At 52.3% G+C, this 13315-nt stretch carries 13 protein-coding genes; 11 read left to right on the top strand and 2 right to left on the bottom strand.

Translation table 11 applies throughout. From position 1 onward, the window contains the following. The first annotated feature begins 235 nt into the window (after window positions 1–235). From BWI95_RS22940 to BWI95_RS22915, 6 genes are all read left to right on the top strand, one after another. The gene (locus tag BWI95_RS22940; protein WP_054803690.1) at window positions 236–487 is read left to right on the top strand and encodes a phosphopantetheine-binding protein; all 252 of its coding nucleotides are present in this window, start codon (window positions 236–238) and stop codon (window positions 485–487) included. A gap of 1 nt (window position 488) precedes the next feature. Next, window positions 489–1763, top strand: coding sequence for a beta-ketoacyl-[acyl-carrier-protein] synthase family protein (locus BWI95_RS22935; RefSeq protein ID WP_054803689.1), 1275 nt, complete (start codon window positions 489–491; stop codon window positions 1761–1763). After that, window positions 1760–2536: a MaoC/PaaZ C-terminal domain-containing protein gene (locus BWI95_RS22930; protein ID WP_076770435.1), complete on the top strand. Its 777-nt coding sequence runs from the start codon at window positions 1760–1762 to the stop codon at window positions 2534–2536. The genes BWI95_RS22935 and BWI95_RS22930 overlap by 4 nt, the downstream gene beginning before the upstream one ends. 12 nt (window positions 2537–2548) lie before the next feature. Next, window positions 2549–3289 carry a 3-oxoacyl-ACP reductase FabG gene (fabG, locus tag BWI95_RS22925; protein ID WP_042717929.1) on the top strand — a complete coding sequence of 247 codons (741 nt, stop codon included), beginning with the start codon at window positions 2549–2551 and terminating at the stop codon, window positions 3287–3289. Between the two features lie 30 nt (window positions 3290–3319). Beyond that, the gene (locus BWI95_RS22920) at window positions 3320–4264 is read left to right on the top strand and encodes a metal-dependent hydrolase (protein ID WP_076770434.1); all 945 of its coding nucleotides are present in this window, start codon (window positions 3320–3322) and stop codon (window positions 4262–4264) included. 68 nt (window positions 4265–4332) lie between these two features. Beyond that, the gene (locus BWI95_RS22915; RefSeq protein ID WP_076770433.1) at window positions 4333–5961 is read left to right on the top strand and encodes a class I SAM-dependent methyltransferase family protein; all 1629 of its coding nucleotides are present in this window, start codon (window positions 4333–4335) and stop codon (window positions 5959–5961) included. 51 nt (window positions 5962–6012) lie between these two features. Here BWI95_RS22915 and gppA read toward each other — a convergent pair whose 3' ends face one another. Further along, a complete protein-coding gene (gppA, locus tag BWI95_RS22910) occupies window positions 6013–7497 on the bottom strand; it encodes a guanosine-5'-triphosphate,3'-diphosphate diphosphatase (RefSeq protein WP_076770432.1) in 1485 nt (494 codons plus the stop codon). A gap of 5 nt (window positions 7498–7502) precedes the next feature. Further along, window positions 7503–8774, bottom strand: a complete 1272-nt coding sequence (rhlB, locus tag BWI95_RS22905; RefSeq protein WP_023479570.1) for an ATP-dependent RNA helicase RhlB — start codon at window positions 8772–8774, stop codon at window positions 7503–7505. A 144-nt stretch (window positions 8775–8918) separates the two neighbouring features. Here rhlB and trxA point away from each other — a divergent pair, with 144 nt between their 5' ends. The 5 genes from trxA (at window position 8919) to wzzE (ending at window position 13263) form a co-directional block, all read left to right on the top strand. Beyond that, on the top strand, window positions 8919–9248 hold the full coding sequence (gene trxA, locus BWI95_RS22900; protein WP_023479590.1) for a thioredoxin TrxA: 330 nt from the start codon (window positions 8919–8921) through the stop codon (window positions 9246–9248). Between the two features lie 161 nt (window positions 9249–9409). After that, window positions 9410–9508: a rho operon leader peptide gene (locus BWI95_RS23485; RefSeq protein WP_124971653.1), complete on the top strand. Its 99-nt coding sequence runs from the start codon at window positions 9410–9412 to the stop codon at window positions 9506–9508. An 87-nt stretch (window positions 9509–9595) separates the two neighbouring features. Beyond that, entirely contained in the window at window positions 9596–10855 is a 1260-nt protein-coding gene (gene rho, locus BWI95_RS22895; RefSeq protein WP_023479599.1) for a transcription termination factor Rho, read from the top strand. Window positions 10856–11099: 244 nt separating this feature from the next. Then, window positions 11100–12203 (top strand): UDP-N-acetylglucosamine--undecaprenyl-phosphate N-acetylglucosaminephosphotransferase, encoded by a 1104-nt coding sequence (wecA, locus tag BWI95_RS22890; protein WP_076770431.1) that lies wholly within the window; start codon window positions 11100–11102, stop codon window positions 12201–12203. A gap of 13 nt (window positions 12204–12216) precedes the next feature. Continuing rightward, window positions 12217–13263 (top strand): ECA polysaccharide chain length modulation protein, encoded by a 1047-nt coding sequence (gene wzzE, locus BWI95_RS22885; protein WP_054803680.1) that lies wholly within the window; start codon window positions 12217–12219, stop codon window positions 13261–13263. The last annotated feature ends 52 nt before the right edge of the window (window positions 13264–13315 follow it).

The raw sequence follows: 13315 nt of genomic DNA, 5'->3' as shown, positions 1-13315 counted from the left end.
TTATTTCTTTAAATATTATTCGGAAATTTATTTTCTATTGAAGCATATTTATTGCATACTTCATTTTCTTCATTATTAATCGTGACCCTCTTCTCACTCTTATTAAATGTAGAGATATATCTCGTATAATCTTTGACATTATTAAAGGGCGCTTGTAGTTTGATTTGTGCCACAACCTCTACTGTATATCAGTTATTTATATTTATTGTCTAAACATGTTTATAAGGATATGAATATGAGCGAAAATCTCGATCATTTTCTACGGTCGTTAATTGATAAGCTAACGGATTATGATATCGCAGAGCTTAATCACGATACCCCCCTCGAAGCGCTGGAACTGGTTAGTCTTGATTTTGTGACAATTAAAGTCGAAGCGAAAACAGTGCTCGGCATTGATATCGATTTGAATGCATTAGCCCAGTCGCAGGCTGAAACCTACGGCGATTTAATCCGCTATTTGCAAAAGAACGTTTTTCAGGGGGAATAAAATGGATGCTGTTGCACATCACGGACAACGCGTTGTTATTACCGGCTATGGCGCCATTTGCTCATTAGGCGAGAATAGCGAGCAAATATGGCAAGCGATACGCGATAAAAAATCAGGGTATGAAATATGGGACGACCCGGGAAAAGGCGTCGGTGCTAAATTTTTCGGTCGGGTAACTTCTCCCCTTAATCTCTCCCGCTTCTCCAGAAAAGTCCTTAAAAACGCCCCGCGTTTTGCCGAGTTTGGCCTGATTGCCGCCGATGAGACCATCACCATGGCCTTCGGTAACGAGCAGGATATTTTCTCCCACTACGATCCATGCGACTGTGGCGTCATCTTTGGTACCGGCTGGGCAGGGTTTGATTGCTCAACTATCAACTATTACGCCTATTCCGATCCCCATTCGCTGACTGCGTCGGCGCACAGCTGTTTTCACTCGATGCCGAGCATCGGCACTTCACTTATCACCGTCAACTGGAAGCTCAGGGGCTATCAAAATAGCCCGGTTGCCGCCTGTGCCACGGGTAATATTGCGATCGGCGATGCCTATGAAATTATCCGCAGCGGAAAAGCGCGCATGATGATTGCCGGTGGCGGCGAAAGCCTGATGCAGCCTTTCACCGTCTGGTCTGTCGATATTCTTGGTGCCTTGTCGAAAGAGCAGCAGGACGTTGTTAAGGCCTGCTGTCCTTTCAGCCTCGACAGAAGCGGATTTATCCTCTCCGAGGGCGCCGCAACAGTCTGCCTTGAGCGGCTGGAAGATGCGCTGGCGCGTAACGCGACCATCTACGGTGAAGTGGTGGGCTATGCGAATCACAGCGACGCTTACGTTAATCTCACCGCGCCTGCGCCCGATCTTATTGGCAGAGTGACCACCATCCAGCGGGCGATGGCGTATGCGGGGCTTGGGGTTGAGGATATTGACTATATCAATGCCCACGGTACCTCGACGCCGATGAATGATTACAACGAAACGCTGGTGTTAAAAGAGGTGTTTGGCGAGCGGGCGCAGGCTATTCCGGTCTCCAGTACCAAATCTTATACGGGCCATCTTATTGCTGCGGCTGGCGGGGCGGAAACGATATTCTGCCTGAAAAGCATGGCCGATCGGATGATCCCGGCGACGATAAATCTTCAACGGCCAGACCCGAAGTGCGATCTTAACTATGTCCCGAATAACCATCTGTTCGGTCAGAAATTAGATCACGTTGTGAATGTGAATTACGGCTTCGGCGGGGCAAACAGCTGCCTGGTCCTGAAGAGGTTCTCCGCATGATAAGACGCTATGGTGCGCAGGATATCGAGCGGTGGGCGCAATTCTCCGGCGATCGTAATCGTGTTCACTTTGATAAAGCCTTTGCCATAAAAAATGGCCTGAAAGGTATTATCGTGCAGGGCATGCTCACTTTGCTTGATGCGAAGTTACTGCTGGCGGAGAGCCTCGAGCAAACCTCTATGCTCCATTTCTATATTAAAAAGCCGGTGCCGATAGATACGGACATTGAGATAAGCGTGAAGAGTGACGGGGAGAGGAGAAGTGTCGCGGTTAAAGTAGGCAGTGATCCGCAGAATATCGCTATTACGGCGGCGGTTTTAGCGCAAAAGCCGCCGGATCCCCCCGTATGCGCCTGTCCTGTGGCAGTCAACGGGCAAACTATCCAGACGCACCTTGAACAATTGAGGCTCTGTTATCCACACATCACCCATCAATGGGTCATGTTTGATACGTTGCTCTTTTCAATTTGTTTTAATCAACGGAAAGATGACTACTTTAAAAAGCAGGCTGAGAAAATAGCTAAACATCATCCTTTAGAAAATATTACGACCTATCATGTGGCGAATAAGATATTTATTCACCAGCGATTAATTACCGGCGGCGAATTAAACTATTCTCACCTCCAGTATCTGGTCGAAGATAAAGATATTTATATCGATAAGGATTCTGCTTACAACACCTTTACTATTCATGTGCTGGAGAATGATGAGATTATTTTCCAGTCCTCTATCGATTGTTTAACCAGAATTTACGATCGCTCGCAGGAAAGTTAAAGGATTAACAAAATGGGTAACAAGAAATGGGTTTTAGTCACGGCAGGTAGCCGTGGCATCGGGGCTGCTATTGTCAAAGAGCTGGTGCGGCAAGATTATCATGTTGTTTTTACCTACAAAAATAATAGCGCGCTTGCGGCCGTGCTTATGCACTCGCTTAACGTTAATCACGAGGTTTGCTGGTGCTACCCCTGTGATGTGGCGAGCGTTGAATCGGTGAAAGCACTCAGCGAAACATTGCGTAAAAATCATGGCACTCCCTACGCGATTATTAATAACGCCGGCATTACTAAAGATGCGCTCAGCTTTACTATGAGCCTGGATGACTGGCTGGATGTGATTAATACCAACCTCAACTCGCTCTTTTATCTCAATCACTGTCTGCTTAATGAGATGTTAATGCAGAGGGATGGCTGCATTATCAATATTAATTCTGTGGCTGGCTTACGCGGCAACGTCGGTCAGGCGAACTATTCAGCATCAAAATCCGCGCAGTATGGCTTTACCAAAACGCTGGCCAGGGAAGTGGGCAATTTTAATATTCGCGTGAACTGCATCGCGCCCGGCCCGGTGAAGACCGACATGCTTTCGGCGCTCCCGGAAAAAGCCGTTTCACAGCTTGTCAAAATGACCCCGCTGAGGAAGCTGGGCCAGCCCGAAGATGTGGCGCTCATGGTTGCTTTTCTGCTCGGTAGAGGCGGGAAACATATCACCGGACAGACCTTTGTTATCGACGGCGGCTTGTCCATTTGATCAGGACGTTCAAATGAAGAGGAAAAGAGTATGGATCTTAAATTAAGAGCGGTACCGCAGGAAGTGTATGGCGTGATGGAGTTGAATGAGAATTTTAATTTTCAGTGGAACCCCGATCCCGTCTCTTCGCTTATTGGCCTTGGTACATCTTATGTGCTGGAGTTCTTCGAATTCTACGGTGAGCGCATTGGTGATTACTACGATGAGTTTATTCAGGGATCGCCGCAAAAGGATGAGCGCTTCGCCGTCTTTGTGACGCAAGAAAAGAGGCACGCGGCGGCACACCGGAAACTCAATAACTTTATTACCAAAGGCATCGCTCCACCGGTTCGGGAGAAGTTCCACCCGCGCGTTTATGATTTTCTGTACGGTGCTTATAAAGAGATGGCCGAGCCGATTATCGGCGGCATCGAGCGCGATAAGGCGAGCGGCAAAAAAGCTGAGGGTGCCTTTTTTAAAGAGGCGGTACGCAGCATCGCGATATTTGAAAGCCAGGTGTGCATGACCGGGCTCTCTTTCTTTGAAAACCTGTTCGAAAACGGCCGCTTTGAATTGGTGAGTAATTTGTCTGGCAACCTCGGCGTGCTCTATTTACTGGGCTATCACTACACCGAAGAGATGGAGCACTGCTGCGTTTCCATCGAGGCGTTCGAAACTATTTATCAGGAGAAAGTCTGGACCCGCGCCTTAGTCGATCAACATATCCATAGCCGCGACCTGCTTGCCAGCCAGGTCCTGCTTTCAACTCTGCATGTCGCCAGAATGCTTAACCAAGAGCTTACCGTTGAGCAGATCACCAACAGCGTGGCCTACCAGTATCGCGAGCAGATGGCGAAGAAATACATCGTAGAAGGGTTCAATGCCAGAGAGCCGGAGATCCTGGCTCGCCGCAAATCGCTGGTTGAACGCTGGGACAACGAGTGGGAGCCGCGTTTGTTAGAGAAGATCGCGCAGCGTATTCGCGCAGGTGCCTGAGGGTAACGTTCTACTCTCGCTGATGCCTGACGCCCGTTGGGCATCAGCGAATAACATGCAGAAGAGTGATGATGACGCAGACCAGTCAGATGCAGCACTTTGTCAGCCATGACAATCAGCAAATACCTTACCAGCTCTTTCCGGCGCGCGCGCAAAATGGACCTGCGGCGGCCATCGTGTTGTGGTATCGCAACGCGGATCTTAAAGAGAAAATTGCCGCACTCGGGCTGCCGGAGTGTACCTTTTTCGCCATCGATTTCACCCCCGGCACGATCAACGCAGAGACGCCCGATGGTTCATCGGTGCTCTCGCTACAAAGCTATTATTTTCAGCAATTTATTGAGCATATAACCATGCAGCACGGGCTGCGCACGCAGGATATTGCCCTGATGGCGCACCATGAGTGCGCGGTAGTTATCGCCGCATGGATGGTGGATTATGCCCCGGAGATCCGCTCCGTTACGCTCTTCTCGCCGCGCTTTTTGCTGAGAAAACGCGATCTCTTATTGGCGTTGCTTAAAAAGCCAAAGGCGTGGAACACGCTGCGCGATCTGCGCTATACCAGCCAGCGTATCTTTCGCAGCGCATTCGCCTGGCCGACGCCGACGCAGCTTGTGTTGACGCAAACCGATCGCAGGGCCGTTGCGGGTACGTTAATGACTTTTTATGCCAATCTGGGTAGCAGCGCAAAAACGGTGTTAATGAAGCCGGATAGCGGCTTCGGCTGTCCTGGTCAGTTATGGGACAGGGCTATGCTGGCCCAGACACGCGCCTTTTTGCGGCTGCACTTCTCTCAGCATCACCCGGTGCCTTCGCTATTTGATTCCTGGCAGCAGGGCGCAACATGGGAGGAGTATGAGAGGTTACGTATGCCGGAAAAAGCTCTGTTACGGCGCGGCTACTGGATGCTGGCAAATTTTGCGCTGCGCGTCCTGGGGCACTGCTCTTCGGGGATTCGAATAGGGCTGGAGACCGGTTTCGACTCCGGCGCGTCGCTGGAGTATGTCTATCAAAATCAACCGACGGGTAAAGGCGCTGTGGGCAGAGCGGTTGATCGCTACTACCTCAATACGCTTGGCTGGCGCTGTACGCGACAGCGCAAACATCAAGTTGAAGCCCTGATCGCAATGGCGGCGTCGCTTCTGGCGCAGCAGGGTCAGGTGGTACGCCTGTTGGATATCGCCGCCGGCCAGGGCCGCTATATTCTCGACGCGATTGAAAAAATAGAGCCGCCGGTGGAGCATCTTCTGCTGCGCGATTTTGATGCTGCCAATGTGGAGGAGGGGAACCGTCTGCTGCTGCAGCGAGGATTAAATGAGCGCGCGCGCTTCGAGCAGGGCGATGCTTTTTCACCCGCCGATCTCGCGACGTTACCTGCCGACCGTACTCTGGCGGTGGTGTCGGGCTTCTATGAACTCTTCAGCGATAACAACCTGGTGCTGGCCTCGCTCAATGGCCTCGCCAACGCGGTGAAGAAAGGGGGATATCTGGTCTATACGACCAAGCTGTGGAACCCAAAACTGGCGCTGATGGCGCGCGTATTGCCCAGCCACCAAAAAGGCGCGTTCTGGTTACTGCGTCGGCGCGCCCAGCGTGAGATCGATCAGATGGTGAAGCGGGCCGGTTTTGCCAAAGTGACTCAGCGGGTAGATGGCTGGGGACTGTTCAGCGTGACGCTGGCGAAAAAGGTGAGGTAGGGTAATCGATTTATCGCCGCGAAAAGACTTCGCGGCAATAGATTGAGGTGCTTAGCGAATAACCAGCGCCCAGTGAACGTAGCTTTGCCACTGGCTCTCCTGATCGATCAGCTCTGCGCCCAGCGGATGGCTCGCCAGCCAGCCCGGCGGTAGCGCCAGCGTGAGCTGTTCACCCTGCGCGGTGACCGAGATTTCCGGCAGCAAATCATCACGACGACGGCTGGCGAAAATAATCGCCAGGCGCAGCAGGCGGCAGAGATGCTCCGCCACGCGTGGTGGGACGGCGTTTTGCTGATGCAGAGAGGAGAGATCGACTGCATTGGTCTGGTTAAGCAGCAGCGTGGCGAGCAGCTTTTTCTGCGCGGGGGTAAAGCCCGGCAAATCAAGGTTACGCACCAGCCAGGCGGCATGAAGCGGTGCCTGCTTAAATTCAATGCTTAAGCCGATTTCATGCAGTTCGCAGGCGACATGCAGGATTTCAGTGCTGTAGGCGTCTAAATCCCAGCTTGTCGAAACACTTTGGGCGAATCGCTCTGCCAGCATCGAGACGCGTCTCGACTGATCAATATCAACCATAAACCGGCGCTGGATGTTGCGCAGGGTACGGCTGCGAATATCCTGATCAACCGCCAGATGAAGCATGCCGTAAACCAGCCCTTCGCGCAGCGCGCCGCCGGCGAGAGTCATGCTCTCAATGTTCATTTCGGTGAAAATGGCGATCAGAATGGCGAGGCCGCTGGGAAAGACCAGCGCGCGCTCAAGGGTCAGCCCTTCGATCTCCAGCTCTTCAAGCCGACCGCACTGGATCGCGCGCTGCTTAAGCTGCTGGAGTTTGCCAAGGGTAATGCGCTCATCCATGCCCTGCGCCATCATAATCTCTTGCAGCGCCTGCACGGTGCCGGACGCGCCGACACACACTTTCCAGCCGTGGCGACGAAGCTCATCCGCGACCGGACGCAGCACTTCGCGCGCCGCCTGCTCTGCGGTGTCGAAATTCTCCTGCGCCAGATGACGATCGGTGAAATAGCGCTCGAGCCAGGTGACGCAGCCCATCGACAGGCTGAACAGCGAAGTGGTTTGTGCCCCGGTGCCGGTCACGAGTTCCGTGCTTGCGCCACCAATATCGACCACCAGGCGCTGATCCGCGCCGCCGGTGGTATGGGCAACGCCCTGGTAAATCAGGCGGGCTTCTTCCTCGCCGCTGATTACCTGCACCGGACAGCCGAGGATCTCCTGCGCTTTGTCGAGAAACTCATGCGCATTGACGGCCAGACGCAGCGTGGCGGTCGCCACCACGCGGATCTGCTGTTGCGGGATATCCTGCAGGCGTTCGGAAAAGAGGCGCAGACATTGCCAGCCGCGCTCCATCGCCTCCTGAGAGAGGCGATTGTCCTGGCTCAGGCCCGCCGCAAGGCGGACTTTGCGTTTAATACGCGACAGAGTCTGGATACTGCCAGCCACCTCGCGCACAACCAGCATATGAAAACTGTTGGAACCGAGATCAATAGCTGCGTAGAGCGAGGCGGAACCGAGCATAGTAATTAACCTGAACGACGACGATTACGCGGCGCGCCACCACCACTACGGCGCGGACCATTAGCCGGGCGAGAACGCGTCAGGCGTTTCGGCGGCGGCAGTTCGCTGAGCAGCGCATCCGGGTTGTATTTGCTGACCGGAATAGAGTGACCAATATAGGTCTCAATCGCTGGCAGGTTCAGCGCGTACTCTTCGCACGCAAGGCTGATCGAGTTGCCGCTTGCGCCTGCGCGACCGGTACGGCCGATACGGTGAACGTAATCTTCGCAGTCATCCGGCAGATCGTAGTTAAAGACGTGCGTTACAGCCGGAATATGCAGGCCACGCGCCGCGACGTCTGTCGCAACCAGGATATCAAGATCGCCACGGGTGAACTCATCCAGGATACGCAGGCGTTTCTTCTGCGCCACGTCACCCGTCAGCAGGCCAACGCGATGACCATCTGCGGCCAGGCTGCCCCAGATCTGTTCACAACGGTGTTTGGTATTGGCGAAAACAATGGCGCGATCCGGCCACTCTTCTTCAATCAGTGTCTGCAGCAGACGCATTTTCTCGTCGTTGGACGGGTAGAAAAGCTCTTCTTTAATGCGGTGGCCGGTTTTCTGTTCCGGTTCCACTTCAACATATTCTGCGTTGTTCATCTGCTCGAATGCCAGTTCACGCACGCGGTAAGAGAGCGTAGCGGAGAAGAGCATATTGAGACGCTGGTCGGTTGCCGGCATACGGCGGAACAGCCAGCGGATATCTTTAATAAAGCCCAGATCGTACATACGATCGGCTTCGTCCAGCACCACGACCTGAATCGCGCCCAGGTTAATATGGTTCTGTTTGGTGTAATCGATCATACGACCAGTGGTGCCGATAAGAATATCGACGCCGCTTTCCAGCACCTTCAGCTGTTTGTCGTAGCCATCACCGCCGTAAGCCAGACCGAGCTTCAGTCCTGTCGACTGCGCCAGCGGCTCTGCATCAGCGTGAATTTGCACCGCGAGTTCACGTGTCGGCGCCATGATAATCGCGCGCGGCTGGTTAACTTTACGGTCTTCGATTGCAGGGTGAGAGAGGAGATAATGAAACGTTGACGTTAAAAACGCCATCGTTTTACCGGTACCGGTTTGCGCCTGACCTGCAACATCACGACCCGCCAGCGTTAGCGGAAGGGCGAGAGCCTGAATAGGCGTGCAATTATGAAAGCCTTTAGTTTCAAGGGCTTCTATCACTTTTGGGTGCAGGGCGAAGTCGGAAAACTTCTGTTCTGTTAAATGTGTTTTGCTCATAGTGTGGTAGAATATCAGCTTACTATTGCTTTACGAAAGCGTATCCGGTGAAATAAAGTCAACCTTTAGTTGGCTATTGTGGCATCAACACGTTGCTGTTTTATGCTACACCAACATGCCAGGCTTATTCCTGTGGAGTTATATATGAGCGATAAAATTATTCACCTGACTGACGATAGTTTTGACACGGATGTACTCAAAGCGGACGGGCTTGTGCTCGTTGATTTCTGGGCAGAGTGGTGTGGACCGTGCAAAATGATCGCCCCGATTCTGGATGAGATCGCTAATGAGTACGAAGGCAAGTTGACCATTGCGAAACTGAACATCGACCAGAACCCAGGCACCGCGCCGAAGTATGGTATCCGTGGCATCCCGACCCTGCTGCTGTTCAAAAACGGCGAAGTGGCGGCGACCAAAGTGGGCGCACTGTCCAAAGGTCAGTTGAAAGAGTTCCTGGACGCTAACCTGGCGTAATCCCAGACTCTCACCGGTGCGGCCAGCTATCCTAAATTGCCAGGATTGCTGGACGCCCGACCCCAGCCGTGCTAATTTAGTTTTGACTTCGTTCTAAACATATCTATAGTTGTTTGAACCTTGCGTTACCCCAATACTTCCCGCTGAGCATCTCAGCCGCGTTGAGAAGTAGACAGATTCCGGGCTTGTCGCTCATTCCGTCTTATCGTTTCAGTTCTGCGTACTCTCCTGTGACCAGGCACCGATTAGACATGAGTTGATGGCCGCTAACAGGCATGGATGACCCTGCCATACCATTCACAACATTAAGTTCGAGTATCACCCCGAGTTTAAGAACCCACACCATTATGAATCTTACCGAATTAAAGAATACGCCGGTTTCTGAGCTTATCACTCTCGGCGAAAATATGGGGCTGGAAAACCTGGCCCGTATGCGCAAACAGGACATCATTTTTGCCATCCTGAAGCAGCACGCAAAGAGTGGCGAAGACATCTTCGGCGACGGTGTGCTGGAGATTCTGCAGGATGGATTTGGTTTCCTCCGTTCCGCAGACAGCTCCTACCTTGCCGGCCCCGACGACATCTACGTATCCCCCAGCCAAATCCGCCGTTTCAACCTCCGCACCGGTGACACCATTTCAGGTAAGATTCGCCCACCTAAAGAAGGTGAACGTTACTTTGCACTGCTGAAAGTTAACGAGGTGAACTACGATAAACCGGAAAATGCGCGCAATAAGATTCTGTTCGAGAACTTAACGCCGCTGCATGCGAACTCTCGTCTGCGTATGGAACGTGGTAACGGCTCTACTGAAGATTTAACCGCCCGCGTTCTCGATCTGGCTTCGCCGATCGGTCGTGGTCAGCGTGGTCTGATTGTGGCACCGCCGAAAGCCGGTAAAACCATGCTGCTGCAGAATATCGCGCAGAGCATCGCTTACAACCATCCTGACTGCGTGCTGATGGTGCTGCTGATTGATGAACGTCCGGAAGAAGTGACGGAAATGCAGCGCCTGGTGAAAGGTGAAGTGGTTGCGTCAACCTTCGACGAACCGGCCTCCCGCCATGTGCAGGTTGCTGAAATGGTTATCGAAAAAGCGAAACGCCTGGTTGAGCATAAGAAAGATGTCATTATCCTTCTCGACTCCATTACCCGTCTGGCGCGTGCTTATAACACCGTTGTTCCGGCTTCCGGTAAAGTGTTGACCGGTGGTGTGGATGCGAACGCCCTGCACCGTCCGAAGCGTTTTTTCGGTGCTGCGCGTAACGTGGAAGAGGGCGGTAGCCTGACCATTATCGCGACGGCGCTGATCGATACCGGTTCGAAGATGGATGAAGTGATTTACGAAGAGTTTAAAGGCACCGGTAACATGGAGCTGCACCTCTCACGTAAAATCGCAGAAAAACGCGTCTTCCCGGCGATTGATTACAACCGCTCCGGTACCCGTAAAGAAGAGCTGCTCACCACACAGGAAGAGCTGCAGAAAATGTGGATCCTGCGCAAAATCATTCACCCGATGGGTGAGATCGATGCGATGGAATTCCTCATCAACAAGCTGGCTATGACGAAGACGAATGATGAGTTCTTCGACATGATGAAGCGCTCTTAATTTAAATAAACCCCCGAAGCGCCACGTTTTTACGTGGCGTTTTTCATTGGTGGGCTATACGCTATATGCACTGGGACAGGTATTGTCCGACGTTGGGGAACACCCGATAGGTTATTAATCAGCTGAATATCCTACCTGGTTGAAAAGCAAACAATAATACCCGCGAAAGACCTGCATTCTCCTTTTATGGGGCATAGCATCGTCGTTATACTGTCAGGATAAACATTAGCTGAGAGCATGCATTGTGAATCTACTCACTGCTTTTACTGAATTATTCAGTATTTTTTTGTTTACTATGCTTTTCTTATTTGTTGCGCGCAAAGTAGCAAAACGGATAGGTCTGGTTGACAAGCCCAACTTTCGTAAACGTCATCAGGGATTGATACCGCTGGTTGGTGGCATTTCCGTCTATGCGGGGATCTGTTTTACGTTTGGAATCACCAACTATTACATTCCTCACGCCGCTCTCTATCTTCTTTGCGCCGGCGCGCTGGTTTTAATTGGCGCGCTGGACGATCGCTTCGATATCAGCGTTAAATTCCGTGCTTCTGTCCAGGCCCTGGTTGCTGTCGTAATGATGGTGGTCGGTAAACTCTATCTCAGCAGCCTTGGTTACATCTTCGGCTCATGGGAGATGGTTCTCGGCCCGTTCGGTTACCTGCTTACGCTCTTTGCCGTGTGGGCCGCGATCAACGCCTTTAATATGGTCGACGGTATCGACGGTTTGCTTGGCGGGCTCTCCTGTGTGTCGTTTGCCGCGATTGGCTTCATTCTGTGGTTCGATGGCCAATCAAGCCTCGCGCTGTGGTGCTTCGCCATGATTGCCGCGATCTTGCCCTATATTCTGCTCAACCTGGGCGCTCTTGGCCGTCGCTACAAAGTCTTTATGGGTGATGCCGGAAGTACGCTCATCGGCTTTACCGTGATTTGGATTTTACTGGAAACTACGCAGGGCAAAACTCACCCTATTAGCCCGGTGACGGCGCTGTGGATAATCGCCATTCCGCTGATGGATATGGTGGCGATTATGTACCGTCGCCTGCGAAAAGGGATGAGTCCTTTCTCTCCCGACCGCCAGCATATTCATCATCTGATCATGCGCGCAGGTTTTACTTCTCGTCAGGCATTTGTGCTGATCACCTTAGCCGCCGCACTGCTCGCCACCATCGGCGTGGTGACAGAATATCTTCGTCTGGTTCCAGAGTGGGTAATGTTGGCATTATTCTTGCTAGCATTCTTTCTGTATGGCTACTGTATTAAGCGTGCATGGAAAGTGGCGCGTTTTATCAAACGGGTAAAACGCAGAATGCGCCGTAGCAGAGGTCAAAAATCAACACTAACCAAGTAAAATCGGGAAAGCGATGATTCAACAAGCGTCGGAAACACCTTCAGCGGTTACGGAAAATGAACTGGATATTCGGGGTTTGTTTCGTACTTTGTGGGCAGGAAAATTTTGGATTGCTGGCGTAGCGCTGCTCTTCTCGTTGCTGGCGCTGGTGTGGACCTTTTTCGCTCCCCAGGAGTGGGGGGCGACCGCTGTTACCGACCGACCAACCGTCAATATGCTTGGCGGTTACTACTCCCAGCAGCAATTTTTGCGCAACCTGGACGTAAAGGCGAACCTTGCGCCCGCCGATCAGGTTTCTGTCATGGATGAAGCGTATAAAGAGTTCATCATGCAGCTTGCGGCATGGGATACGCGTCGCGATTTCTGGTCGCAAACCGACTATTACAAGCAGCGTCGTGTTGGCAACAGCAAAGCGGATGCCGCGATGCTCGACGACCTCATCAATAATATCCAGTACACGCCAGGTGATGTCGTGCGTAACCAGAATGACAACGTCAAACTGATCGCCGAAACCGCGCCGGACGCAAACAATCTGCTGCGTCAATATATTGCTTTCGCCAGCCAGCGCGCCGCCAGCCATCTGAACGATGAACTGAAAGGCGCATGGGCGGCACGTACTATTCAGATGAAAGCGCAGGTGAAACGTCAGGAAGAGGTCGCCAAAGCTATCTATAACCGACGTGTCCACAACGTTGAGCAGGCGCTGAAAATCGCTGAGCAAAACAATATCTCGCGCAATGTGACCGATATTCCGACGGATGAGTTGCCGGATTCCGAACTCTTTATGCTTGGTCGCCCGATGCTGCAGGCACGTCTGGAAAACCTGCAGGCGGTAGGGCCGCAATACGATCTGGACTATGATCAAAATCGGGCGATGTTGAATACCCTCAACGTCGGCCCGACGCTGGATCCGCGTTTTCAGACCTATCGATATCTGCGTACACCGGAAGAGCCGGTGAAACGCGACAGCCCGCGTCGTGCTTTCCTGATGATTATGTGGGGAATTGTCGGTGCGTTAACCGGAGCTGGGGTGGCGTTAGCACGTCGCCGTTCGAACTAAACGCCGTCTGAGATGGGGGCGCTATGCCTCCATCCTCTAATTAAAGAGAATC

Origin of the sequence: Kosakonia cowanii JCM 10956 = DSM 18146 (assembly GCF_001975225.1) — a bacterium.
In the GTDB taxonomy this organism is placed as follows: Bacteria; Pseudomonadota; Gammaproteobacteria; order Enterobacterales; family Enterobacteriaceae; genus Kosakonia; species Kosakonia cowanii.
The sequence above is the reverse complement of the archived record's forward strand: the minus strand, read 5'-3'. Positions and strand labels throughout refer to the sequence as shown.

Coding starts and splice junctions, on each gene's coding strand:
- BWI95_RS22920 (WP_076770434.1), top strand. CDS start 3,320: ATGGATCTTAAATTAAGAGCGGTACCGCAGGAAGTGTATGGCGTGATG.
- rhlB (WP_023479570.1), bottom strand. CDS start 8,774: ATGAGCAAAACACATTTAACAGAACAGAAGTTTTCCGACTTCGCCCTG.
- trxA (WP_023479590.1), top strand. CDS start 8,919: ATGAGCGATAAAATTATTCACCTGACTGACGATAGTTTTGACACGGAT.
- rho (WP_023479599.1), top strand. CDS start 9,596: ATGAATCTTACCGAATTAAAGAATACGCCGGTTTCTGAGCTTATCACT.
- wzzE (WP_054803680.1), top strand. CDS start 12,217: ATGATTCAACAAGCGTCGGAAACACCTTCAGCGGTTACGGAAAATGAA.
- BWI95_RS22915 (WP_076770433.1), top strand. CDS start 4,333: ATGATGACGCAGACCAGTCAGATGCAGCACTTTGTCAGCCATGACAAT.
- BWI95_RS22930 (WP_076770435.1), top strand. CDS start 1,760: ATGATAAGACGCTATGGTGCGCAGGATATCGAGCGGTGGGCGCAATTC.
- fabG (WP_042717929.1), top strand. CDS start 2,549: ATGGGTAACAAGAAATGGGTTTTAGTCACGGCAGGTAGCCGTGGCATC.
- gppA (WP_076770432.1), bottom strand. CDS start 7,497: ATGCTCGGTTCCGCCTCGCTCTACGCAGCTATTGATCTCGGTTCCAAC.
- BWI95_RS22940 (WP_054803690.1), top strand. CDS start 236: ATGAGCGAAAATCTCGATCATTTTCTACGGTCGTTAATTGATAAGCTA.
- BWI95_RS22935 (WP_054803689.1), top strand. CDS start 489: ATGGATGCTGTTGCACATCACGGACAACGCGTTGTTATTACCGGCTAT.